General features: G+C 71.0%; 17 protein-coding genes. 9 read left to right on the top strand and 8 right to left on the bottom strand.

The genetic code is table 11. The annotated features are described in order from the left end of the window. The first annotated feature begins 137 nt into the window (after positions 1-137). Entirely contained in the window at positions 138-1991 is a 1854-nt protein-coding gene (typA, locus tag MLV88_RS00310; RefSeq protein ID WP_242335361.1) for a translational GTPase TypA, read from the top strand. A gap of 183 nt (positions 1992-2174) precedes the next feature. On the opposite strand, the gene rplC is transcribed toward typA, so the two are convergent. The 3 genes from rplC to MLV88_RS00325 form a co-directional block, all read right to left on the bottom strand. Continuing rightward, positions 2175-2885 (bottom strand): 50S ribosomal protein L3, encoded by a 711-nt coding sequence (gene rplC, locus MLV88_RS00315; protein ID WP_242335363.1) that lies wholly within the window; start codon positions 2883-2885, stop codon positions 2175-2177. 152 nt (positions 2886-3037) lie between these two features. After that, positions 3038-3415 (bottom strand): response regulator, encoded by a 378-nt coding sequence (locus tag MLV88_RS00320; protein WP_242335366.1) that lies wholly within the window; start codon positions 3413-3415, stop codon positions 3038-3040. Further along, the gene (locus MLV88_RS00325; protein WP_242335369.1) at positions 3412-4134 is read right to left on the bottom strand and encodes a sensor histidine kinase; all 723 of its coding nucleotides are present in this window, start codon (positions 4132-4134) and stop codon (positions 3412-3414) included. The genes MLV88_RS00320 and MLV88_RS00325 overlap by 4 nt, the downstream gene beginning before the upstream one ends. A gap of 300 nt (positions 4135-4434) precedes the next feature. Here MLV88_RS00325 and rpoH point away from each other — a divergent pair, with 300 nt between their 5' ends. Then, entirely contained in the window at positions 4435-5358 is a 924-nt protein-coding gene (gene rpoH, locus MLV88_RS00330; RefSeq protein ID WP_242335372.1) for an RNA polymerase sigma factor RpoH, read from the top strand. 137 nt (positions 5359-5495) lie between these two features. Further along, positions 5496-7202, top strand: coding sequence for a tetratricopeptide repeat protein (locus MLV88_RS24405; RefSeq protein WP_242352434.1), 1707 nt, complete (start codon positions 5496-5498; stop codon positions 7200-7202). 27 nt (positions 7203-7229) lie between these two features. On the opposite strand, the gene MLV88_RS00340 is transcribed toward MLV88_RS24405, so the two are convergent. From MLV88_RS00340 to hemA, 3 genes are all read right to left on the bottom strand, one after another. Further along, positions 7230-8609, bottom strand: a complete 1380-nt coding sequence (locus MLV88_RS00340; protein ID WP_242352435.1) for a sigma-54-dependent transcriptional regulator — start codon at positions 8607-8609, stop codon at positions 7230-7232. After that, complete coding sequence (locus MLV88_RS00345) at positions 8606-10111, bottom strand: sensor histidine kinase (RefSeq protein ID WP_242352437.1); 1506 nt, start codon at positions 10109-10111, stop codon at positions 8606-8608. The genes MLV88_RS00340 and MLV88_RS00345 overlap by 4 nt, the downstream gene beginning before the upstream one ends. Positions 10112-10191: 80 nt before the next feature. Further along, positions 10192-11463 carry a glutamyl-tRNA reductase gene (gene hemA, locus MLV88_RS00350; protein ID WP_242335381.1) on the bottom strand — a complete coding sequence of 424 codons (1272 nt, stop codon included), beginning with the start codon at positions 11461-11463 and terminating at the stop codon, positions 10192-10194. Between the two features lie 351 nt (positions 11464-11814). Between hemA and MLV88_RS00355 the strand changes: the two genes are divergently transcribed. The 6 genes from MLV88_RS00355 (at position 11815) to MLV88_RS00380 (ending at position 20381) form a co-directional block, all read left to right on the top strand. Then, positions 11815-12237 carry a helix-turn-helix domain-containing protein gene (locus MLV88_RS00355; protein WP_242352439.1) on the top strand — a complete coding sequence of 141 codons (423 nt, stop codon included), beginning with the start codon at positions 11815-11817 and terminating at the stop codon, positions 12235-12237. A gap of 123 nt (positions 12238-12360) precedes the next feature. Beyond that, the gene (locus MLV88_RS00360) at positions 12361-14064 is read left to right on the top strand and encodes a tetratricopeptide repeat protein (protein ID WP_242352440.1); all 1704 of its coding nucleotides are present in this window, start codon (positions 12361-12363) and stop codon (positions 14062-14064) included. 318 nt (positions 14065-14382) lie between these two features. After that, a complete protein-coding gene (locus MLV88_RS00365) occupies positions 14383-14808 on the top strand; it encodes a hypothetical protein (RefSeq protein ID WP_242335389.1) in 426 nt (141 codons plus the stop codon). A 36-nt stretch (positions 14809-14844) separates the two neighbouring features. Further along, complete coding sequence (locus MLV88_RS00370) at positions 14845-15267, top strand: hypothetical protein (protein ID WP_242335392.1); 423 nt, start codon at positions 14845-14847, stop codon at positions 15265-15267. Between the two features lie 222 nt (positions 15268-15489). After that, positions 15490-17403 carry a tetratricopeptide repeat protein gene (locus MLV88_RS00375; protein WP_242335395.1) on the top strand — a complete coding sequence of 638 codons (1914 nt, stop codon included), beginning with the start codon at positions 15490-15492 and terminating at the stop codon, positions 17401-17403. Between the two features lie 170 nt (positions 17404-17573). Beyond that, entirely contained in the window at positions 17574-20381 is a 2808-nt protein-coding gene (locus MLV88_RS00380) for a CxxxxCH/CxxCH domain c-type cytochrome (RefSeq protein ID WP_242352442.1), read from the top strand. Positions 20382-21103: 722 nt separating this feature from the next. Here MLV88_RS00380 and MLV88_RS00385 read toward each other — a convergent pair. Together MLV88_RS00385 and MLV88_RS00390 are read right to left on the bottom strand one after the other, a co-directional pair. Next, the gene (locus MLV88_RS00385; protein WP_242352444.1) at positions 21104-23119 is read right to left on the bottom strand and encodes a CxxxxCH/CxxCH domain c-type cytochrome; all 2016 of its coding nucleotides are present in this window, start codon (positions 23117-23119) and stop codon (positions 21104-21106) included. Between the two features lie 356 nt (positions 23120-23475). After that, complete coding sequence (locus MLV88_RS00390; RefSeq protein ID WP_242352446.1) at positions 23476-25254, bottom strand: fibronectin type III domain-containing protein; 1779 nt, start codon at positions 25252-25254, stop codon at positions 23476-23478. Positions 25255-25323 lie beyond the last annotated feature (69 nt).

Here is a 25323-nt window from a genome sequence, read left to right on the forward strand (position 1 = left end):
AATTGCTGAACGCGCCCATCCTACCACGTGGCGGGCGCTTGGCCGATTTTCCCGCTATCGCCCGACATCGCGGTTTAGCTTGCCCTGCGCGGCTGGAAACGACTATAAGTCCCGGCCTTTTACGCAAAGAGTCCTACATGACCCCCCGCGAGCAGATCCGCAACGTCGCCATCGTCGCACACGTCGACCACGGCAAGACCACCCTCGTCGACTTCATGCTGCGCCAGGCCGGCGTGTTCCGCGCGAACGAGCAGCTCGTCGAGCGTGTGATGGACTCGAACGACCTCGAGCGCGAGAAGGGCATCACCATCCTCGCGAAGAACACGGCCGTCACCTACAAGGGTGTGAAGATCAACATCGTCGACACGCCCGGCCACGCCGACTTCGGCGGAGAGGTGGAGCGCGCGCTCCGCCTCGTGGACGGCGTGCTCCTGCTGGTGGACGCCGCCGAGGGTCCCCTCCCCCAGACGCGCTTCGTCCTCTCCAAGGCGCTCGCGCTCGGGCTGCCCTCCGTGCTCGTCGTCAACAAGGTGGACCGCCAGGACGCGCGGGCGAAGGAGGTCCTCGACCTCGTCTACTCGCTCTACATCGACCTCGGCGCGAACGAGCACCAGATCGACTTCCCGGTCATCTATGCCATCGCCCGCGAGGGCAAGGCGGCCCACACGGTCCAGGGCGCCTTCGAGGCCGAGTCGCTGAAGCCGCTCTTCGACGCCATCCTCACCCACGTCCCCCCGCCGCCGGGCGGCGACGGGACCCACGTCCAGATGCTGGTCGACAACCTCGACTACGACGACTACGTGGGCCGCCTCGCCATCGGGCGCATCTCCTCGGGCGTGCTGCACGAGGGCGACGCGATCGCGGTGATGCGCGAGGAGGGCAAGATCGTCCCGGCCAAGGTGGTCCGGCTCTACGCCTACGACGGGCTGAAGCGCGTCGAGGTGAAGGACGCCGGCCCGGGCGAGATCGTCTGCATCGCCGGCGCCGAGGAGATCGGCATCGGCGACACCATCGCCGACCCGGCGAATCCGGTGGCCCTCCCCCGCATCAGCGTGGAGGAGCCGACCATGTCGATGGTCTTCAAGGTGAACGAGGGCCCCTTCGCCGGGAAGGAAGGCAAGTACGTCACGAGCCGCAACATCCGCGAGCGGCTCTACCGCGAGGCGTACAAGAACGTCTCCATCCGCGTCGAGGACACCGAGACGCCGGACGCCTTCAAGGTGGTCGGCCGCGGCGAGCTCCAGCTCGCGGTGATCGTCGAGAACATGCGCCGCGAGGGGTACGAGCTCACCGTCTCGAACCCGGAGCCCATCCTCAAGACCATCGAGGGAGAGGTCCACGAGCCGATGGAGCTGCTCGTCTGCGACCTGCCCGACGACGGCGTCGGCGGCGTCACGCAGAGCATGGGGTCGCGCAAGGGGCGGATGGTGGACATGCAGCCGCTCGGCTCGGGCCGCACCCGCCTCCAGTTCCGCGTTCCGGCCCGCGGCCTCATCGGCTTCCGCGGCGAGTTCCTCACGCTCACCCGCGGCGAGGGCATCATGTCCTCGCAGTTCGACGGCTACGAGCCGTGGCAGGGGCGCATCGAGAAGCGGAAGAGCGGCGCCATCGTGGCCGACCGCATCGGCGACGTCGTCGCCTACGCCTGCTTCTACGCGCAGGAGCGCGGCGCGCTGTTCGTGAAGCCCGGCGACAAGGTCTACGCCGGCATGATCGTCGGCGAGCACAGCCACGACAACGACCTCGACTTCAACATCTCGAAGGAGAAGAAGCTCACGAACATCCGCGCCGCGGGCCGGGACGAGAACGTGATCCTCACCCCGCCCCGCGAGATGAGCCTCGAGCGGGCGCTCGAGTGGATCGCCGAGGACGAGCTCGTCGAGGTGACGCCGCTCTCGATCCGGCTCCGGAAGAAGTTCCTCGACCCGACCCTTCGCTACAAGCTGGAGCGCGACCGCAAGAAGGGCGGCTCCGCCTCGGCGCAGGCCTGAGGCGCTCGGCCGTCCTAGAGCAGCCAGCCGTCACCGACGCCGCCCCGGGCCCCGCCCGCGGGCGGCGTCGACGTCTCCGGCCCCCCGCGCCGACAGCGAGCGCGATCGCCACGAACGAAGACGCCGCCCCGGTCTCCCCGGAGCGGCGTCTCGTGTCCTTCGACCGGCGTGCGGCGGAGGCCGCTAGACCTTCGGCTTCGCGCGGGCGCGGACTTCCTGCACCTGCTTGGCGCGCGGCTGGCCCTTCACGGCCGTGTTGACGAAGAGGAGGCCGTCATTGTGGCCCGGCACTGCCCCCTTCACGAGGAGGAGGTTCTTGTCGGCCTCGACGCCCATGACCGTGAGGTTCTGGACCGTGACGTTGTCGACGCCGTAGTGGCCGGGGAGGTGCTTGCCCTTCCAGACCTTGCCCGGCGTCTTGCGCTGACCGATCGCGCCGACGTGCCGGTGGTGCTCGTGCGCCGTGGACGAGTCGCGCGCGGCGCCCTTCATGTTCCAGCGCTTCATGACGCCGGTGAACCCGCGGCCCTTCGTGATGCCGGCCACGTCGATGCGCTGGTTCTCCTTGAAGACCTTGTCGACCGTGAGGACGTCGCCGGCCTTGAGCTCGCCGAGGAGCTTCGCGTCCTTGACGCGGATCTCCTTCACGTGCCGGAAGATGGGCGTGCCGGCCTTCTTGAAGACGCCGACCTCGGACTTCGTGAGGCGGTGGGCGTGCTTCTCGTCCACCTCACCCCAGCCGAGCACGACCGCGTCGTAGCCGTCCTTCTCGGCCGTCTTGCGCCGCACCACCGTGCAGGGACCCGCCTCGATCACCGTCACCGGGATGCAGTCGCCCTCGGCGGTGAAGATCTGCGTCATCCCAAGCTTCTTCGCCAGAAGCCCTGTCGCCATGTGTCACCTCGCATTGGTCCGCCGCGCGTCACGACTGGCCGCGGAGGACGTGCCGTTGGAAAGGGGCGGTTTCTACCCGTCCGGCGGGCGGGTGTCAAGGGAAGCCCGCGTACCGCCGCCGGTTTTCCGGGCGCGGTCGGGTGATGTCGCCGTCAGAGCGAGGCGCACTCCGACGAGGTCATCTGCGCGACCTGCGCGAGCAGCGCGTCGATGTCGAATGGCTTCGCCAGGTAGCCTGCGGCCCCGACCGACGCGGCGCGTTGCGGGTTGCCGTCCGCCGAGATGACGACGATGGGGATCTCCGCCCTGCCCGGCCGCTCCCGGAGCGCCTGGGCGAAGGCGAGCCCGTCCATCACGGGCATCATCAGATCCAGCAGGATGATGGCCGGCTTCTCGGCCTCGACCCGCTCGAGCGCCTCCACCCCGTGACGCGCGCGCGCCACGCGATAACCCTCGCCTTCGAGGATGTCGCAGATGGCGTCGAGGATGTCGGGGTCGTCGTCGACGACCAGCACGAGGGGATCGGTCATGGCTCCCGGGGTGAATCGGGCGGGGCAGTATATGCCCTCACTCGCGGGAGCGTGAGGAGGTAACCATCCTCGGACAGCGCGAGGCTGCCGTGCAGCGCCCCCGCCGCGCGGCGGGCGACCGGAAGCGCGAGGGCCCGCCCCTTCGGATCACTGGGGGAGCCCTTGCGCGGATCCTCGAGCGCCTCGGGGGGCACCGCGTGGCCCGACACCGAGATCGAGACGTCCTCCCCCGTGCGTGCGACCACGCGGACGGGCGTTCCCTCGCTGCCCGCGACGGCGAGCAGTGCCTCGATCGCCCGCTCGAGCAGCGAGCGATCGGCGGCCACCGTGATCGGCCCGTCGAGCTCGACGGTGACGGGCGGGGCGTCGGCGGGACGCCGCTCCAGCAGGCCCTCGAGGATCTCGCCCAGGGAGAGCGGCTCCGCGCGCACGGGGATGCCCGCCACGTCGAGCCGCTCGCAGAGGAAGTGATCCTCGACGAGCTGGCGAACGCGGGAGAGCGAGCGCAGGCACATCGCGGAGAGCTTGTCGCCGCGAGCCCCGCCACGCTCCTCGGGCGACATTCGAGCCAGGAGCTCGGCCGTCCAGAGCGCGGTCGAGAGCGGGTTGCGGACCTCATGGGCGACGAAGCCGAGATACCCGCTGCGCCGCTCGTTCGCGTCCGCCCTCTCCTCCGAGTCCGATGCGTTCTTGGGCTGTTCCGATTGCTCGCGCTCCACGATCCACCTGCCTGGCCGCCATCCCGACGAGCGTGCAGCCACAACCTGGGTACCCCGTCTGTCACGCGCAAGTGAGCTCTGCAACCACCCCGTAGGTCTTGCAGAACGAATTACAGGGAAAAAACCCAACGGGGCCGGGGGCTCGCGCGTTGCCTGTCATTTCTACAGCCACCCGGTTTCCGAGCGGCTCCTGTCCTAACAGCCAAGCCGTTGGAATCGCGCACAATTTTTCCCTACCCCTTTGCGGCACGTCCGTTGCTTTCTCCAGCTCCCGTCACTAGGCAACCTTCCGGAGGCCGAATGAAGCGCATCGCGATCCCGACGACCACCAGCTCCCTCGAGCTGTATCTATCGGAGATCAATCGCTTTCCTCTCCTGACCGTGGATGAGGAGCAGCGGCTCGCTCGGCTCTACCGCGACCAGGGGGACACGCGCGCGGCGCACCGCCTCGTCACGGCCAACCTGCGGTTCGTGGTGAAGGTCTCGTACGAGTATCGCTCCTACGGCTTCAAGATGGCCGACCTCATCCAGGAGGGGAACATCGGCCTCATGAAGGCGGTGCAGAAGTTCGATCCGGACAAGGGCATCCGGCTCATCTCGTACGCCGTCTGGTGGATCCGGGCCTACATCCAGAACTACATCCTCAAGTCGTGGTCCCTCGTGAAGCTGGGGACGACGCAGGCCCAGCGGAAGCTGTTCTTCTCCCTCGCGCGGACGAAGCGCGAGCTCGACAAGATGTCCGTCGAGCACGGTCTGGACTCCGACGCGCAGGACAAGGGCAAGATCGCGAAGAAGCTCCGCGTGAAGCCCGCCGAGGTCGAGGAGATGGAGCAGCGGATGGACGGCCGCGACCTCTCCCTCGACGCGCCGATGGGCGACGACGGCGGCTACTCGCACATCGACTTCGTCGCCGGCAAGGCGGCAGCCCAGGACGACGAGCTCTCCGTCGCCGAGGAGCAGCAGATCGTCGCCTCGAAGGTGACCGCGGCCCTCGCGCGCCTCGATCAGCGCGAGCGCTACATCATCGAGCAGCGCGTCATGGCCGATCGCCCGCTCACGCTGAAGGAGCTGGGGGAGCACTTCGGCTTCTCGCGCGAGCGCGCCCGCCAGCTGGAGATCCGGGCGAAGGAGAAGCTGAAGCAGGAGCTCCACGCGCTCGCGAGCGAGATCGAGTGGCCGACGGATGGGACGCCGGTCGACGTCGACGACGCCGCGCTCGCCTGACACGCGGCATCGTTTCCATGGCGGCACGTGAGACGGCGGCGTCCCTCGCCTGAGGGGCGCCACGCCGCGTAAGCCTGGGATCGTGTACAACCCAGGAGATGTTCGAGGGCGCGCCGCGTCAGACGCTCAGCCGAGCCGTGGGCATCGCCGTCATCGCCTTCGTCGCGAGCGCCAACAGCATCGCAAACGGGTTCGTGTTCGACGACGCTTACAACGTCCTCCACAACCCGTGGATCATCGCGTTCCCCGCTCTCGGCGACGCGTTCACGCACCACATGGCTGGCTTCGCGGCCGGCCTCGACACGAGCTACTACCGGCCCGTGATGCACGTCCTGCTGTGGGCGTCTCGAGCGGTGTTCGGTCCAGAAGCGTGGGGCTTTCACGCCGCGAACGTCCTCCTGCACGCCGGGACATCCGCCGCGGTGTACGTCCTGCTGGTCCGCTGGGCCCGTCAGGACGCCGCGCAGCAGACGTGCGCTCCCGACGCCATCTCGGCGAGTCGCCTGTACATCTCGGGACCCGCCATCGGAGCGCTCATCTTCGCGGTCCACCCGGTCCACGCCGAGGCGGTGGCGTGGATCTCGGGGATCGTGGACCTGTCGTTCGGCTTCTTCTTCCTGGCCGCTCTCCTCGTCGCGACGAGCAGGCGGTCGTCGTCGTGGACGGGCCCTGCCATCGCCGGGGTCCTGTTCCTGGCGTCACTGCTGGCGAAGGAGCCCGCGGTGATGCTGCTCCCCACCGTCGTGGTGGCATTCGGGATCCGCGGCGACCTGTGGTGTCCGACGCAGCGCGTCCGAGCCTGGAGAATCCTCGCTTCGCTTTCCGCGGCTACGTTCCTGTACTTGCTGCTCCGCGTGAACGCGCTCGGCGGCCTGATGGGGACGGGAGGAGCACATCGGGTAAAGGTCGGGGTCGTCGATGGCGTCCTGACGGCGTTGACGCTGCTCGCCGACTATTCGGCCTTGCTCGTGTGGCCGCAGCGCCTCAGCGCGGTCCACGCGCGCGGGGTCGTGACGACACTGACGCCCGGAGTGGTGGGGGGCGTTCTCACCCTTGCCGCGCTCGCGGCGATCGCCTGGTTCGGCCGCCGCAGCGCCGGCGTGGTCGTGGGAGTCGCCCTGCTCGTCCTCCCGCTCCTGCCCGCGCTGTACGTTCCTGTCCTCGGGGAGGGACTGGTCGCGGAGAGGTACTTGTACCTGCCCCTCGCGGGCGCGGCGCTGCTCGTCGCGATCGCACTCGAGCATCCGCTCGCTCGTCGAGCGCCGGTGGCGCTGAGGTCCGCCACTGCGGTGCTGGTCATCGGCCTCCTCGCCGCGGGGACCCTCTCGCGAAACGAGGTCTGGCGGAGCGATCTCTCGCTGTGGAGCGACGCAGCCCGGGAGGAACCTCTAAGCGCCGCCGCGCAAGAATACCTGGGACACGCGCTGCTCGCGTCGGGCGACGCATCGGGGGCCATCCCGGCCCTGACGCGCGCCCTCGCGCTCGACCCTGCGCACCACGAAGCGCGGCTCGACCTCGCCTCGGCGCTCGCCTCCACGGGGAACGCAGCGGAGGCGACTCGCGCTGCGGAGCTGGCGGTCACCGAGCGGCCGGCGAACGCCTCCGCCCACACGGTCCTCGGCTACGCGCTGTCGGTGAGCGGCCGATTCTCGGAGGCAGCGGCCGCGTACGAACGCGCGCTCGAGCTCGATCCCAGCGCGGCGGCGGCGCATAACGGGCTCGCCATATGCGTTGCGAACCTCGGGCGGATGGACCGCGCCGTCCTGCACTTCGGGGAAGCAGTCAGGCTGGACCCTGGCAATCCCCAGTACGCACGCAACCTGGCCCTCGCGATGGGCCAGTGACCGGGGGCGGGGGAACCTCGGGCGTGCCTACCCGATGCCGTGCTTCTTCAGCCGGTAGCGGAGCGTGTCGCGCGACACGCCGAGGAGACGGGCGGCCTTCGACTGGTTGCCGCTCGCGCGCTCCATCGCCTCGACGATGAGCTTGCGCTCGACGTCGTCGAGCACGAGGCCGTCCGGCGTGACGCTCGGGACGAGCTTGTCCGTGCGCTTCGCCGGTGTGGCGCGGCGCAGCTCGGGGCTGAGGTGCTCCGGGCGGATCTCCTCGACCCCTGCGTGCAGGATGAAGGCGCGCTCGACGACGTTGCGCAGCTCGCGGACGTTGCCCGGCCAGCGGTAGGCCCTGAGGAGCTCCATCGCGGCGGGCGTGACGCCTCGCACCTGGCGCTTCATCTCCGAGTTGAAGCGGGCGATGAAGTGCGCGGCGAGCGCGCCGACGTCCTCCACGTGATCGCGCAGCGGCGGGACCACGATCCGGACGACGTTCAGCCGGAAGAAGAGGTCCGCGCGGAACCGGCCCTCCGCGACGCGCTGCTCGAGGTCGACGTTCGTCGCGGCGATGACGCGCACGTCGCTGCGCAGCTCCTGGACGCCGCCGACGCGCCGGAACGTCTTGTTCTCGAGCAGGCGCAGGAGCTTCGCCTGGCCGCCGGGGGGGAGGTCGCCGATCTCGTCCAGCATCACCGAGCCGCCCTCGGCGCTCTCGAACAGGCCGCGCTTCTGGGCGTGGGCGTCGGTGAAGGCGCCGCGCTCGTGCCCGAAGAGCTCCGACTCGAGGAGGTGCTCCGGGAGGGCGGCGCAGTTCACCTGGAGGAACGGCCGCTCGGCGCGCGCGCTCTGGAAGTGGATGGCGCGGCCGACGACCTCCTTGCCGCAGCCGCTCTCCCCCTCGATGAGGACCGTCGTCGTGTCCGACGCGCCGAGCCGCGAGATCATCGAGCGCACCTGCTCCATCGCGCTCGACGCGCCGACGATCGCCTCGAGCGCGGTCCCGCCGCGGCGCTCGCTCGCCAGCGCCGCGATCTGCCGGCGCGTGCGCGCGGTCGCGATGGCCCGCTCCACCGCGGCGTCGAGCGCCTGGAACGGGAACGGCTTCACGAGGAAGTCCATCGCCCCGTGCTTCATGGCGTCGACCGCGATGTCGACGGTCGAGTGGGCGGACATCATGAGGACGATGAGGTCCGCGTTGTCCGCCAGCGCGCGCTGCAGCGTCTGGACCCCGTCGATCCCGGGCAGCCGCACGTCGAGGAGCATGACGTCGGGCGGGTTCGCGGCGAGCATCTCGAGCGCCTGCTCGCCCGACTCGGCCGACAGCACCTCGTAGCCGCTGCGCTGCAGGCGCTCCGACACGGACCAGCGGATCAGCTTCTCGTCGTCCACGACGAGGACGCGGGCCGAGGGGATCGTCATGCGGCGTGCTCCGTCGCGCGCACGGGGCGCGCCAGCTGCAGGGTCACCGTGAACACCGTCCCTCCATCCGGCGGACAGCGGTAACCGATGTGCCCCCCGTGCTCCGCCACGATGCGGGCGGAGATCGCGAGGCCGAGGCCGTTCCCCTCGCGCTTGGTCGTGAAGAACGGCTTGAACACCTGGGCGCGGAGGTCGGTGGGGATGCCGGGACCGGTGTCGGCGATCTCGACGACGACGTTCCCGTCGCCCATCCGCGAGTGGACCGTGAGCGTCCCCTTCCCCTGGGCGGACATGGCCTGGCAGGCGTTGAGGCAGATGTTGAGGAACACCTGCTCGAGCTGGGACGGATCGGCCAGCACGGGGGGCAGCTCCGGCGCGAGCTCCGGGGCGACCACGACCACGCCGTTTCGCGACTGCTGGCGGATGAGGAAGAGCACCTTCTCGAGCGTGCCGTTCACGTCGGTGGAGCGGAGCCTCGCCTTCGGAGGCCGGGCGAAGCTGAGCAGGCTCTCCATGGTGTGCGTGAGGCGCTGCACCTGGTGGCGCATCTCGCCGACCACCTCGGCGTGCTGCGGGTCCTCGGCGAGGTCCTCCGCGAGGAGCTCGAGCGCGCCGGAGAGCCCGGCGAGCGGGTTCTTGATCTCGTGGGCGAGGCCCGTCGCGACCTCGCCGACCGCCGCGAACCGGTCCGCCCGCACCATCCGCTCGCGGTAGAACGCCTCGAGCTCCGCCTGGCTCCGGCGGAGGGCGGCGAGCATCGCGTCGAACCCCCGGGCGGCGGTGCCGAGCTCGTCGGAGCGCCCCTCGTCGGCGCGCACCGTGAGCTCGCCGGCCTCGGCCCGCTTCATCGCGGCGACGAGGCGCTGCAGCGGGCTCACGGCCTCGCGCCCGAGCAGCCAGAGCAGGATGGCGAGCAGGCAGACGAGCGCTCCGGACGCCGCGAACAGGAGGGTCTTCGCGAGGCGGGACTCCGACAGCTCGATGGGATCGCGGCTGAAGCGGAGGTCGAGCCAGCCGTTCACGGGCGAGTGGGTCCCATGGCAGCGCGCGCACGCGGTGGCGTTCGGGATCGGGTGGATGACCGCGTACTCCAGCTCGTTCCCGTTCGGCGACTGCACCACGGTCGTGGTCTCGAACTTGCGGAGATCCGGCCACGGCACCGCGCCGATCAGGGCCGGCGCGGTCGACACGGAGATGTAGCCGGTCGGCGCGACGAGGCTCGCCGCGAGCAGCTCGCTGTTGTGCGCCATCAGGGTCCCGAGCAGCGCCGGGACGGCGTTCGGCTGGCCCGAGAGCATGGTGTTCGAGACGCCCGACGCCACCATCTCCGTGAAGATCTGGGCGCGCTCGCGGCGTCCGCGCTCGATGTCCGAGCCGTAGAGGTGGACGGCCCCCGCGACCATCGCCGCCATCGTCAAGGCGAACAGGAGCGCCGTCGGGAGCAGGATGCGCGCCCGGATGCTCGAGTCGAGCCGCTTGAAGAGGCGTTCGAGTGGATTCATCCGCTAGGGGACAACGTTCGGCCCACCGCCATCATTGCAAGGACAGCGACGGACGGGAAGGCGCCGTCCCCGGCGGATGTTCACGCAGCGTTTCCGCGATGTACGCGGATGTCGGCAGAAAGCTCGAAGATCTCGACAGCGGCGGCGACCAGCGCCTCTCCTGCGCATCCCTCGCACACCGCCTGGCGCAGCTTGGTGCTCGGCGCGTGGAGGATCTTCGAGACGATGGAGCCGGCCATCGCGTCGAGCCTCCTTTCGAGCTCCGGATCTTCCCCGAGCCTGCGGAGGGTGCGCTCCACCTCCTCGCGGGCGATCGCGCTCGCGCGGCTGCGCATCTCCTGGATGAGCGGCGCGGCCCGGCGCTCCGCCTCGGCCCGCACGTACTTCGCGACCTCGTCCGCGATGATCCGCTCGGCCTCGGCGACCGCGGCCACGCGCTCGGTCATCGCGGCCTTCATCACCCGATCGAGGTCGTCGACGTCGCAGAGGTACACGTCGCGCACGTTGCCGGTCGCCGCGGGGATCGCCCGCGGGACGGCGAGGTCCACGAGGACGATGGGCCGCCGCCGCGCGCGCGAGAGCCGGGCCATGGCCTCGGGCTGGAACGCGGCGGGCGCGACCGGGGCCGCCGACACGACGACGTCCGCCTCCGCGAGCTCCTCCTCGAGCGCGTCGAGGGGCCGAGCGGTACCGCCGACCTCCTGCGCGAGCGCCTCGCCGTTCGCGAGCGTGCGGTTCAGCACGACGATTCGGGCGCCCTGGTCCCGGAGGTGCTGCGCGGAGAGCCGCGCCATCTCGCCGGCGCCGACCACGACCACGCGCCGGCCCTGCATCGGGCCGATCACCTTCTCGGCGAGGGTCGCTGCCGCGTTCCCCCAGGAGATGCCCGCGCGCCCGACCGCGGTCTCCGTGCGGACGCGCTTCGCCCCGGCCAGCACCCGGTTCAGGACCGCGGTGAGCTCCTTGCCCGCGACGCCGAGCTCGATGGCGCGCTGGAACGCGTCCTTGAACTGCCCGAGGATCTGCGGCTCGCCGAGGATGGCGGACTCGAGGCTCGAGGCCACGCGCACGAGGTGCCGGAACGCCTCCTCGCCCTGGACCTCGAACAGCGGCAGCTCCCTGCCGGCGCGGGCGTTCAGCGCCTGGCGAAGCGCGAGCGTCGCGGCCGCGGGACAGCGCGTCGCGGCGAAGATCTCCACGCGGTAGCACGTGGACATCACCGCGACCTCTTCGATGCCGTCGAGCGCCGCGTAGCTGGCGAGCGCCGGCTGCAGGTCGTCCGGTGACAGCGCGAGCACCTCGCGGTCCGCCACGGTTGCGCCCTTCTGGTTGAGCCCGACTGCGACGAGCACGGCGGCTCCTTTCGCGATCTTCCGGCCCACGCGAGCAAGCGCCGTGCCCCCCGTATCCCCGCCAGATTTCCCAGGAGTCCCGAGCCGGTCTGCGCAAGCCTTGCGCGCTACCTCCCACACGGCCGAGGGAGGCGAAACCCCTGCATGCGCGCTGGGCAGCCGGCGCGCGGGGCGTGCGTGGGGCACGGCTGGGGTACCTGCCCCAACACGGTGGGTGAGATCCCCAATCGTCACGCATCGGTTACGGGATTTCCCTTGACATCTCGTGACCCTGGGTGCGGCACCCGCCTTGCTTTCCCGCGGCAGTTTGCCGCCAGCATCGGCCGGACGGACCGGAGGAGCCCCAGTTACATGAAGCCCGAGAGCAACGTCATCCGCGGCCCCGGCGGGATCCTTTCCTTACCCGCGAGCGACGGGGCCTCCCTCGATCTGCTCATGCTGATCGAGGGAGAGACGAGCGGCGCGCCGCTCGACGAGGTGCTGGCCCGCTTCGGCAGATCCCGCAGCGCCTACTACGAGAAGCTTCGCCGCTTCCGGGAGAACGGGCTCGAGGGGCTCATCGCGCGGCCGCCGGGCCCGCGCAGCGCGTGGCGGCGCCCGCTCGAGGTCGTCCGCCACATCGTCCGCGCTCGCCTGCGAGAGCCGGAGCGGAGCGCGGCCGCGATCGCCGAGGAGCTCGCCGGGCTCGGGCACGAGGTCTCGGTGCGCAGCGTGGAGCGCACGCTCACGCAGTTCGGGCTGACGCGGCGCGAACGCGGACAGCGGCTCAGGTGAGCGGCCGCGGCAGTCGGGTCACTCGCTCGCGGCGTGCGGCGCCAGGCGGGCGCCGGGCCGGTCCGGAGCCCCGACCCCGGGTGTATGCTGGGCCGTTTCCTGCGACCAGATTCCCTCGCACCGATGACTCTCTCGCGACCCACCTCCGAGGCCGCCACGCCAGGCTCGACGCCGCCGCGACCGAAGATTTTCCCTGCGGCCCGTCACCATCTCGTCGCCGTCACGGCGCTCGTCACCCTCGGGCTCCTGGCGTACTCGAACGCCTTCCGGGGTGACTTCGTCTTCGACGACTTCCAGTTCATCGTCGACAACCCGGTCATCCGCGATCTCTCGAACTACTTCGCGAGCTCGGCGGGGTACCGCGCGAGCCCGCACCGCGTCGTGGCCTTCGCCTCGTTCGCGCTGAACCATGCGGTCGGCGGCCTCGATCCCGCCGGTTATCACGTCGTGAACATCGCGATCCATCTCCTCAACGGATCGCTCGCCTACGCGCTCGTGTGCCTCCTCTTTCGCACGACCGCCCTGAAGCGGTCCGCGCTCGCGGACTCGGGCCACTGGATAGCGCTCGTCGCGGCGGCGCTCTTCGTGGCGCACCCCCTGCAAGCGCAGGCGGTCGCGTACGTCGCGCAGCGCATGGCGTCGCTCGCGACGACCTTCTACCTCCTGGCGGTCGTCCTCTACCTGCGCTGGCGCATCGCGCGGGAGGCGCGGCCGCCGGGCGCGCTCCGAGCGGTCGCGGGGTACGTCCCGATCCTCCTCGCCACGATCGTGGCGATGAAGACGAAGGAGATCGCGTTCACGCTGCCCCTGAGCGTCGCGCTCCTAGAGGCCGTCCTGTTCCAGGGCGACGCGAGGAAGCGCGCGCTGTACGTCGGACCGATCCTCGCCACGCTCCCGATCATCCCGCTCACGATGATCGATCTGGGGGGATCCGCGAGCCTCGCTGGCCAGGCGGCGGCGGTGACGAACCAGACGGACCATTCGCGCTGGGACTACCTCATCACGCAGCTCCCCGCCGTCGCGACGTACCTGCGGCTCGTCCTCGTACCGGTGGGGCAGAACGTCGATCACGACTTCCCCCTCTTCACCAGCTCGTTCGCGGCGCCCGTCATCGGAGCGGCCGCGCTGCTGGCGCTGGTGGCGGGCTCCGCGGTGTGGCTCCTCCGGCGCTCCCGAGCGAGCGCACCGGCGCCGCTCGATCCCGCCGCCCGGATCGTCGCGCTCGGCATCGCGTGGTTCTTCCTCACGCTCTCCGTCGAGTCCAGCTTCATCCCGATCGGCGACGTGTTCTTCGAGCACCGGGTCTACCTGCCGTCGGTGGGACTCTTCGCCGCGCTCGCGACCGGCGGCGCGCTCGTCGTGGCCCGCGCCGGGAACGCGCGAGCGCAAGCGATCGCGCTCGCCGTCGTGGGCGCCATCGTCCTCGTCCTCGCCGTGACCACGTTCGTGCGGAACGAGGTGTGGAGGAGCGAGCTCTCCCTCTGGAGCGACGCGGCGGCGAAGGCTCCGAACAAGCCCAGGCCGCACCTCAACCTCGGCCAGGCGCTGATGGCGAAGCACGAAGTCGACGCCGCGATCGCGCAGTACCGGCTCGCGCTGCGCGCCGATCCCGAGTACGTGGAGGCGCACAACAATCTCGGGGTGGCCCTCGTGGAGAAGGGGCAGGTCGACGAGGCGATCGCGCACCTCGAGCTCGCGGTGGCGCTGCTGCCGAGCGACGCGAACGCCCAGTACAACCTAGGCCTCGCTTACGGGCGCAAGGGTCGCATCGACCTCGCACGGCAGCACATGCAGCTCGGGATGCAGCTGCGCTCCGAGGGGAAGTAACCCCACCGAGGGAGCCGCACGCCTCGCGTTGTGGCAGCTTGCCGCGGCCGCTGCGGCTCTCCCGCGCATCGGGAATTCGCCCCACGTCTCCTCCGGAGTCGGAGCGTGTCCGCTCCGGCATCGGGCGACGGAAGACGCCGGTTCGCCACCCCACCTCGCTCCGGCCTCCGCGACCGGCCCGTTCCGGCGCCGCGCGCTGCTCTTCTCGGGCGACGCGCCGGCCGCAGACCGGACTATTTCCCTCACGATTGGGCATTCGTCCGCATTTCGGTTCGGCCGTGATTGAGCGAGATTGAGCATCGAAAGGAGCCAAACACCATGGCCAACAAGTTCAAGAGCGGAAGCGCAGTGAAGGGCGGCTACTACTTCAACGCGATCAAGTGGCACGTCGAGCCCATCGCGAAGGACGGCGACCGGCTGCCGGAGGGCAAGGGCGAGTGGATGAAGGTGCCGACGGTCGTCGCCCTCGCGCTCATCCCCATCCTCGGCCTCACCTTCCTCATGTTCCTCCCGATGATCGGGTTCGTCATCTTCGCCCGCGCCCTCGTGAGCCCGATCGTGAACATGTTCCACCGCGGCGCGACCGAGCTGGCGTCCACCGTGAGCCCCGGCTGGCAGCCCGGCGAGGCGCACTTCACCGGCAAGCCCGCGGAGGGCGCCGGGACCGAGGAGAAGGGGCCGACGGGCGCCGAGGCGCGGCTCGACGCCCTCGAGAAGGAGATCGGCGACAAGCGGAAGAGCTAGCGCGGACACGGTTCCCGAGCACGCGAGGAGGCGATCATGACGCGGCACACCGGCGGTTCGAAGGTCGAGAGCGGCTACTACTGGAGCCCGAGGCGGTGGGGAGTCGAGGTGGTGCCGCCCGAGGGCGGACGGCTTCCGGGCGACGCGACGGCGAGGTACCTGAGGCTGCCGTTCCTGCTCGTGCTCGCCGTGGTGCCGCTCGCCGGGCTCGTGTTCCTGATGTTCCTGCCGTTCATCGGGTTCTATCTCTTCGCGAACGCCCTCGTGAAGAAGCTCACCGGCGGCGTGAAGCGCGGCGCGACCGAGCTCGCCTCGACCGTCTCGCCGGGGTGGACGCCGGGTGAGGCGCACCTGACCGGCAAGGCCGGCGAGAAGGAGGGCGCGGACGAGGAGAAGGCGACGGCGGAGCTCGAGCGCCTCGAGAAGGAGATCGCCGCCCGGAAGGAAGAGAAGAAGTAGTCGGGGGTGGGACCGAAGCAGCGAGGGCCGGCGGGAGCGATCCCGCCGGCCCGAGCCTTTTTCGCGCCCGCCCGCGAGGCTGCATTCCATCACCCGACATGCGGGCCGGCGCTCGTCGAGTGACCTCCGGACGCGCGCCGGCGCATGCTATCGTCGCCCCGCGGGTCGCGCTCGACGACGGTCCTCGTCGGCGGCTCCCCGCAGGATGAAAGACGCTCCCCGATGGCCGCCTCCGACCACTCGTCTGGCTCCGCCGCGGCGACCCTCCTGCAGCGCGCGCTCCCGCTCGTCATGCTCGTGGTCCTCGCGCTCGCGGCCTATGCCAACGCGTTCGGCGCGGGGTTCGTCTTCGACGATCTCGGCATCATCGGGGACGGGCGCCTGCGGCGGGACCTCACGGCGTTCGCAGCGGATCCGGGCTGGATCCTCCACGAGAACCGGTGGGTGGGGTACCTCACGTTCGCGCTGAACGAGCGGCTCGGCGGAGCCGACGCCGCCGCGTACCACCTCGTCAACATCGCGATCCACGCCGTCAACGCGCTCGTCGTCTACGCGCTCGTCGCGACGACGTTCGGAACCCCGCGCCTCCGCGGGTCGCTCGTGGTCTCCTGGTCCCGGGCGATCGCGTTCGTGGCGGCGGCGGCGTTCGTCGCCCACCCGCTACAGACGCAGGCCGTCACCTACGTCTATCAGCGGTTCACGTCGCTCGCGGCGCTCTTCTGCCTCCTCGCGACGCTCCAGTACGCGCGCTGGCGCCTGCGGCGTGATCAGGGTCCCCTGCCCCTCGCGCGGAACGTGGCGGCATGGGCCGGCATCCTCGCGGCGACCCTCCTGGCGATGAAGACGAAGGAGATCGCGTTCACGCTGCCGTTCGCGGTGATCGCCTACGAGCTCGTGTTCTTCGACGCGCCGGTGGCCCTGCGCGCGAGGTTCCTGGCGCCGCTCCTCGCGACGCTCCCCATCATCCCGCTCGGACGGCTCGGGGTCGGGACACCGCTGTCGGACGTCCTCTCGGCCGCGGGCGACGTCGCGCGCGTGCAGACGGAGCTCTCCCGGTCGGACTACCTCGCCACCCAGCTTCCGGTCGTCGCGAGCTATCTCCGGTTGCTCGTGCTGCCGCTCGGCCAGAACGTGGATCACGACGTTCCGATCGAGCGCTCTTTCCTCTCGCTCCCCGTGGTCGGCTGCGGCGTGCTGCTCCTCGGCCTCGTCGCGCTCGCCGCCTTCCTGCTCCGGCGCACCTCCCGCGCCGCGGCGCGCCCGCTCGACCCGGCGTGGCGCCTGGTGGCGTTCGGGATCGTCTGGTTCTTCCTCGCCCTCTCGGTGGAGTCGAGCCTCATCCCGATCGTGGACGTGATGTTCGAGCACCGGGTCTACCTGCCCTCCGCTGGCGCCTTCGCGGCCGTCGCGACCGCGGGCGCGCTCCTCTCGCGCCGGCTCGGCTGGAAGCCGCGGGCCTTCATGACGGCGGGCGCGCTCGTCGCGGTCGTGCTCGCGGGCCTCACGCTCGCGCGGAACCGCGTCTGGAAGGACGAGATCACCCTCTGGAGCGACGCGGCGCTCAAGTCGCCGGCAAAGGTCCGGCCGGCGCACAACCTCGGCCTCGCCCTCGCGGCTGCGGGTCGGCACGAGGAGGCGCTCCAGGCCTTCGCGAACGCGAACCGCGCCGACCCCACCCGCGTGGACGTCTACAGCGACATCGGGGCCGCGCTGCGGAAGCTGGGCCGGGACGAGGAGGCCGCGAACTGGTTCCGCGCCGCGATCCGCCAGGCGCCGGAGTACCCCGACGCCTACTTCAACCTGGGTTCGCTGCTGATGGACAGGTCGGGGGATTACGCCGAGGCCGCGGCCCTCTTCGAGCGAGCCATCGCGCTGCGGCCCGACTACGCGGCGGCGTACGCGAACTATGCGGCGGCGCTGAACCGGCTCGGTCGCCCTGCGGAGGCGATCGCGCGGCTGGAGCCCGCCGCGGCCAGGCTGAGCGAGAACGCCGAGGCGCGCTTCAACCTCGGCGTGTCGTACGCGATGGTGGGGAACTACGCGGCGGCGCAGCGCGAGACCGCTGCGCTGAGCCGGCTCGCGCCCGAGCGAGCGCGGCAGCTCTCCGCCTACGTCGCTCAGCTCTCGAACCGCTGAGCCGCGCGCCGGCGGTCGGCGTCGGCACTGCGCGTGACACAGATCAAGCGATTTGCCCCAGTTGTACCGCGCTCAGGGGCAGGTACACTGGGGCGACCTCCACCGGGTCACACGCAAAGGCAGCGCTGCCGGTGCGTGCAAACGGCCTGCGTAATTCCGAGGGCTTCGAGATGGCCATGCTGCGCCCGTTCATCGTCCCGTTGCTGGGGGCGTCTCTCATCACCCTCCTCGCGTGTCAGGCTCGCACGATCGAGGAGAGCAAGAGCGCCGAGACCGCCCAGTGCACCCGCTGTCACGGCGGCGAGCAGAACCAGACCGGCGCGCCGCCCCGCATGATCGGGTCCGACCCCTCGCGTGCGGGCGCGCACTCCGCGCACGTCGAGGCCGGCGCGCTCGCCGGCGCCCTCGCCTGCTCCGAGTGCCACCTCGACCCGCGCACGGACCAGTCGCAGCACGGCAACGGAAAGGTGGACGTCTCGTTCGGCGCGCTCGCGCGCGCGGGAGGCGCCTCGCCGGCCTACGACCGCTCGAGCGGGACCTGCTCCAACGTCTATTGCCACGGCGGAACCGCCACCACGTCCCCGGTCTGGACCGCGCTGGACGGCGCCGCGGTGGCGTGCGGCGCCTGTCACGGGACTCCCGGGAACCCCGTGCCGGCGACGCACCCGAGCCTCGCCCCCGGAGCGGCGACGGACATCACGTCCTGCGCCGCGTGCCACGGAGAGACGGTCGGCTCCGACGGGAAGATCCGGGTCGAGACGGGGAAGCACGTGAACGGCCAGGTCGACGTGCGCCCCGAGGCGAAGCACCCGCAGGGCTGGGCCTCGCCGTCGCTCCACGGCGCCGCCGCCGCTCAGGACGTTCGGGCGTGCCTCGCCTGCCATGCGGTGAAGGGGGAGCCGCACGTGACGGGCGTGGTCTGCGCGAGCTGCCACGACGCGTTCGCGGGAGGCAAGGACTGGACGGTGACCTGCAACACCTGCCACGGCGACGCCACCGATCCCTCCGGCGCTCCGCCGCAGGACCTCGCCGGCAACACCGCGACGACCGCGCTCGGCGTCGGCGCGCACCGGCAGCACGTGCGGGGCAGCGCGCTCGCGCCCGCGTTCGACTGCAGCTTCTGCCACCCGAAGCCCGGCACCGTGCTCGACGCCACGCACCTCGACGGCCAGGTCGAGCTCACGGGCTACACGGGCGCCGACGGCGTCTGGAAGACCTCCGCGAAGGACCCGGGCTTCGCGCCCGCCTCGGCGAGCTGCGCGACCGCCTACTGCCACGGCGCGTTCCAGAACGGCAACGCGACGAACGCGCCGGTGTGGACGCGCGTCGGCGAGGGCCAGGCGGACTGCGGGACCTGCCACGGCGTGCCGCCGCCCGCGCCGCACCCGGTGGTTCCCGCCGATCTCGCCGGCTGCAACGCCTGCCACCCCCAGACGATCTCCGCCACGGGCGCGCTCATCTCGCCGTCGTCGGGGGGCAAGCACCTCGACGGCGCGATCGAGTTCTCCGGTGGCCACGAGGCCTCGTGGATGGACACGACCTCGTCGAACTTCCACGCCAACACGGCGGTCCGCAGCCTCTCGTCGTGCAAGGTCTGCCACGGGCAGAACCTCGACGGCAGCACCGGATTCGGCGGCTCGTGCGGCCGCTGCCACGATCGCCCCGGGCAGCCGTGGGCCACGAACTGCACGATGTGCCACGGCGGGACGGACAACGCGACGGGCGCGCCGCCCAAGGCGACCTGGGGACGCCAGGCCGATCCGGTCCGCACCGGCGCTCACACGGCGCACGTCACGCAGGGAGCGAACGGCGCCGTCTTCGACTGCAGCGTGTGCCACGTGACGCCCGCCGACGCGCTCACGCCCGGCCACATCGACGGCGAGACCGCGACGGTGAGGTTCGCCGGCGTGGCGGTGCCGACCGGCGTGACCCCCACCTTCGACCGCGCGACCGCGGGCTGCGCCTCGACGTACTGTCACGGCGCCACGCTGTCGGGCGGGTCGAAGACGTCCCCCGTCTGGACGAGCACCGGCACGGGCCAGGCCGACTGCGGGACCTGCCACGGCGTCCCGCCGCCGGCGGACGTCCATCCGCCTGTGTCGAGCAACCTCGCCGGCTGCAACCCCTGCCACCCCGACACCGTCTCCGCGAGCGGCGCGATCGTGCCCAGGAGCGCCGGCGGCAAGCACATCGACGGCACCATCCAGGCGGCGAGCGGCCACGACGCGGACTGGATGAACACCTCGAGCCCGAAGTTCCACGCGTACTCCGCGAACCAGGGGCTCGCGTCCTGCCAGTGGTGCCACGGCGCGGACCTCTCCGGCGGCTCGACCGGCGTGAGCTGCGCGTCCTGCCACGACGGCGTGAACCGGCCCGCCTGGAACAGCTGCGTCATGTGCCACGGCGACAAGACGACGGGCCTCGCCGCGCCGCCGCGCGCGACGTGGGGGAACAACGTCCAGAGCGGCACGACGAACGTCCGCATCGGCGCGCACGCGACGCACGTGAAGGGCACCGCGAACTCGGCGCCCATCGACTGCGCGGTCTGCCACCCGAAGCCCGCGGACGCGCTCACGCCCGGCCACGTCGACGCCGCGACCGCCACGGTCACGTTCACCGGCGTCGCCACGCAGGGTGTGACGGGCACGAGCTGGAACCGTACGACGGCGACCTGCGCGTCGACCTACTGCCATGGCGCGAACGGCGGCTCGAACCCCACCCCGATCTGGACGAAGGTCGGCCAGGGCCAGGCGACGTGCGGCAGCTGTCACGGGGATCCGCCGAACGACGGCGGACTGGATCGGCACGTCTTCCACGTGAACGTCCTGAGCATCGGCTGCGGCGCCTGCCACGCCACGACGAGCACGCAGCACGTGAACGGCAGGCGCGACGTCGTGCTCTACACCGGGACGGTCATCAACACCGGCTGGACGTCGCAGCCCTCCTGCGACACGCTGGCGTGTCACGGCGCGGGGTAGTCGTAGGCCGCCTCGAGGGCCGCGCCGTTGGCGGTCGAGGTGGTCACTGCTGATCTGGATACAAGCCCCTGGTCGCGACCTTCGCGACCAGGGGCTCCATGTTTGGAACGGCTGAGGACCGGTACCCGCGGACTACGCGCAACTCAGCAGCGCGTCGACGGGCGGGCTCCGTGCCGGCTGCTCCGACGGGCGTGAGCGCGGCGCACCTCGAAGGTGAGCGTGCGAGCAGGCCGCAACCGGCTGCGACATCCTTCGACTCTGCGCGAGGCTCAGAGTCCGCCGTCGGCGAGTCGGGTTCGCTCCGAACTCTTCGCAGCATGGTACCGCCGACGCTCCCAGTCGGCGCGCGGGCTCGCGCAGTCCGCCTCACGCCTCGCGCCGCGACCGCTCCCTCCGCCCCTCGACGTCGTCCAGCATCTGCCTGCGCCAGCCGTCCGCATCATTCGTCTACAGGCCCGATGCACCGCGTCGCTCGACCGGGAGGAACCGCGGCCGGGCCGCGTCGAGGAGGCGCCCATCACGCGGGCGTCGTTCTCGAGCGTAAGGAAGCGCGGGTCGCGGGGTTACCTATCCCCGAGCTCCGCGTCGTGCGCATGCCGGCCGAGGACTTCGTCCCCCCCCTGGGCCCGAGGTTCGTTCCGCTCGCGCACGCGGCCGGCAGATCAAGGCCGCGCCCCGAGGACGACGGGGCGCGGCCGGATCTTCACCGCTCTCTCAGCGCATCAATGGCAATTGAAGCACTGGGCGTCCCACTGCGGCTCCACGTCGACGACGCCGTTCGCATGACGCGCGCGGTTGGTGATGCCGATGCCCACCCCGGCCACGGTACCGATCGCGTCCGGGTGGCAGAGCTGGCACTGGTTTCCGCCGTTGTGATAGCCGTGCCAGGAGAGGTTCTCCCTGGGCGGATTTCCGTGGCACGAGTCGCACGCCGTCGGCGATCCCGTCCACGAAGGCGTCGCGCGCTTTCCGGCGTACCGCGCATCGTAGGTGCCGTCCCAGTAGTAGTACGAGAACGTGCCCGCGTAGTTGCCGTGGCAGTACGTGCTGGCGCACGTCCCCGCCGTCCGGTCCCACGCAGGAGCGGCCCCACCGACGGTCGCGAGCGAGCCCCAGGTGAGCTTGGCGGCTGCGTCGTCGATGTGACCCGGGGAGAAGGCGTCCGCCGGAACGACGTGGCACTGGTCGCAATCGAGCGGTGCCGCGACCGAGGTCCCCTTGACGTGCGCGGTGTGCGCCCCGACCCGAAGCGGGTCGCCCGAGTTGCCCCACGTCGTTCGCGGCGGCGCGCCCGTGCCGTCCGCCGGGTCGCCGTGGCACATGGTGCAGTTCCGCTCCCAGCCGGCCCCGTGGCACTTCGCGCAGCCGACCTGCGTCGCGCCGCCGCTCAGATCCGCGCCGTGACACGCCTGGCAGGGGCCGAGGCCGCGGTTCGCAGAGTACGCGTGGAACTTCGTGCTCGTCTTGTCCATCCAGTCCTTGTCATGCCCGCCCTCGACGAACCCGTCGAGGTGGAGCCCGCCGGCGCTCGGCGGGATGAGCGCGCCGCTCGAGTCGACGGTGTCCGAGTGGCACACGGCGCACCCGGAGAGGCCGCCGGAGACCGAGGGGTGCGGCGCGGGAGGAGGCAGGCCGTGGCAGGTGCCACACCCGGCCTCGCCCTGGCCGACGCGCGTCCAGGTGGGCGACTTGTTCGTCCCGCCGCCGAGCGTGGCGCCATGGCAATACGTGCTGCTGCAGGTCCCGGTGTCGCGACTCCACGCGGCGGCCGGCTCCCCGCGGTTCGCGGCGAGGCCGCTGAACACGACCTTCGCGGTCGCCTCGTCGACGTGGCCGTCCGACAGTGCGTCCGTGGGCTTCACGTGGCAGACGGCGCAGTCGAAGGGCGGCGCGATGGCGCTGCCGGTCAGGTGGGCTGCGTGCGCGCCGATCCGCACGTTCGCGGTGTCGCTCGGGACGTTGTTTCCCCACGTCGCCCTCGGCGGCGAGGACTGCCCGGTCGCCTTGTCGCCGTGGCACATCACGCAGTTCGTCCGCCAGCTCGTGACGCCGGTCGGGAGGTTGCGATCGTGGCAGTCACGGCAGCCGGTGCTGGTGGAGCCGCCGGTGAGATCGGCGCCGTGGCAGGCCTGGCAGCTCGCGATGCGCGCGTTGGCGGAGTACGCGTGGAACCCGGAGCTCGCGGAGTTCATCCAATCGACGCCGTGGCTCACGAGCACGACGGTGCCCTTCGTGTGCTCGCCCATCCGGTGGCACGCCTCGCAGTCCGCGCGCGTAGGGTTCTGGACGACGAGCGTCGGGTGGACCGACGGGAGCGCAGCCACCGCGTGACAGGAGGTGCAGTCGAGCGGACCGGGCGTCCCCCAGGTGATCGAGTGGGGCTGCGTGCCCATCGGGAAGTGGCACGCCACGGAGCAGGTCGCCGGATCCGTCCCGGTGAGCGTGATGGTGCCGCCCGATGTCGAGGTCCCGCGGGTATAGGTGAAGGCGTCGAACTGGTACGCGCCGCCGCAGGGGTGGCAGACCGCGCAGCCGATCCCGTAAGCGGCGTGCTTGTCGTGCGACCCGGTGCCGGTGCACACCGCAGCGGTCGCGGTGATGGCGGAGGAGCGCGGTGTCCTCGCGAGGCCACCCTGCCCTGCCTCCTGCGCTCCGCTCCCGCACGCCAGCGACGACAGCATGGCGATGCCGGCGACGATCGCCGATCCGAGCCTTCGGTCGAGCTGCCACGAGCGCATGCGGATCCCCCAGACCCTGGTCGCGAACGACTGAACCGCCTCGGCCAAAGAAAGCAACTTCGATGGCTCACGACGAGAGAGCGTTCGGGTGCACGTGTTGGACGCAACCCATTAGTCCGCCCGATCTCAATCTCGCACAATCCCTTTGATGTGTGTCAGCAACCTTCAGTACATGAGGGGGCGTGGTGCCGCGACGCGCTTGGGTGGCGATCCCTGCGTCCTCGCGCCGCGCTCCGATGCTCGAGACGAGGCGCGACCAGGCGTCGGGCTCCAGCGACGTCCGCGCTCGGCAAAGAACGGGGGGCCACCGCGCATTGCGCGGCAGCCCCGTTCCGGACCAACGACGTTGACGTTGATCAATAAGGCATCGGGTCGTACCACCAGATCCCGAATGCATCGACGCTCGACCACGGCGAACGGAGATCGTGCGCAGCGTCCCGCGCCTGGACGCGCCAGTAATAGGTCGCGCCCGGCCACTCGGTGGCCGTGAAGGTCTTCGCGTACGTCGTCGAGGGGGTCCAGGGCCCGTCGAACACGAGCGGAGCGGTGAAGCCGGGGTTCGAGGAGATCTGGATGCGGTACTCGACGGGATCCCCGTTGGGATCCGCGACGGCGGCCCACTGGAACGTGACCGGCACGGCGGTCTCGGGGTACGGAACGGCGCCGTCATCCACCGGCGTGAGCGCAGGCTGCCCAGGCGCGTTGGGGTCGGGCGTGGTGAACGTGTAGATCTGCGACACTGTCGCGTTCCGCATCGCGTCCGACGAGCGGACCCGGTACGCGTACTGCGTGAGCGGAGCGAGACCGGTGAGCGTCACCTCGCGACAGGGGGTGCTCACGCCTGGCCCGCAGGGCTGGGTCACGAGCAAGCCGTTGCCATCGACGTTCGAAGGCGTCCCCACGCCCCATTCGACGTAGGAGGTGGCCTTCTCGTTCGTGGTCCAGGACACCTTCGCGCTCGTCCCCGTGACTTCCGTGACGACCACGTTCGTCACCGTGGGGGCAACGTACTCCGGCGCCGCGGGGAACCATCCCGCGGTGTGGCAGTGCCAGCAGTAGGCGTTCGGGTCGCTGATCGCCACGCCGGGCACGGGGTGGTCCGCCCAGGTGGGAAGCTTGAAGTTCACGATGCCTTCATGGCCGTGGCAGAAGAAGCAGGGCTTGTTCGCGCCGCCGGGGACGGGGTCCGTCGTGTGGCACCCGGCTGCATTGCACCCCGCGTGGCGCGCGCCGGAGTGACACCGCTCGCAGAGCGCCTCCGCTCCCACTCCGGCGCGGTTGATCGTCGCATCCGCCACCGGCGACGTATTCACGTTCGACGCGAACAGGAACGCGTTCGAGCTCTGGTGCGCGTCGTGGCAGGTCACGCACGGAAGCGGACCAGCGCCCCGAGCGTACCCGATGAGCGACCCTCCGAACCCCGTGCCGGCGCGCGCGCCGTGGAAGTCCCCATCGGCGGACGCGTAGCCGACGAGGAGCGGCGGCGTCTTGCCCGCGACCGCGGTTCCCCGTCCGCCGTGGCACTTCTTGCACGCACCGTCCACCTGGGCCGGATCATTCGGGTCGAGCGCGCCGACCCCCTGGATGACCACGGTCCCGGAGACGTGCCTGCTCGTGTCGTGGCAGTTCTGGCAGGCGGCGCGGTTCGCCGTGGCGCTGGAGCTGTCCACGCCGTGGCTCGACCTCACCGGGAACGCTCCAGCCTGACCCTGCGAGTGGCACGAGCTGCAGGCGAGCGGGCCCGGAGCGCTCCAGTCGACGGGCTGCGTCGTCGCGAGCCCGCCGACGTTATGACACGCCACGCTGCACGTCGTTCCGTTCGCGCCGACGGTCACCACGTTTTCCGGCCCCGAGATCGACGCTCCGCTCGTCGGGAGCGTGTACGTGCTCGAGAACTGCATGAGCCCGCCGCACTCGTGGCAGGTGGCGCACTGGAACCCGACGAGACCATGCTTGTCGTGGGCACCCGTGCCGCGGCAGACCGGGCCATCGGCGGTCGCGGTCGCTGCGGCGCGTGTCCGGCGGACCGAGGCGGGCGCCGGAGCGCCACTCGATGGTTCATCCTCACCGCAGGCGATGACCAGGATGGTCGACAGCGCAGCCAGGGCGATCGGACGCCCCAGGAGAGATCGCATCGTTCCCCTCCTCTTCACGGACGAGCCGCCGCCCCACTTCGGGCGGCCAGCAAGACGTACCGTGAAATA

The organism is Anaeromyxobacter soli, assembly GCF_022808855.1.
Taxonomy (GTDB): Bacteria; Myxococcota; Myxococcia; order Myxococcales; family Anaeromyxobacteraceae; genus Anaeromyxobacter; species Anaeromyxobacter soli.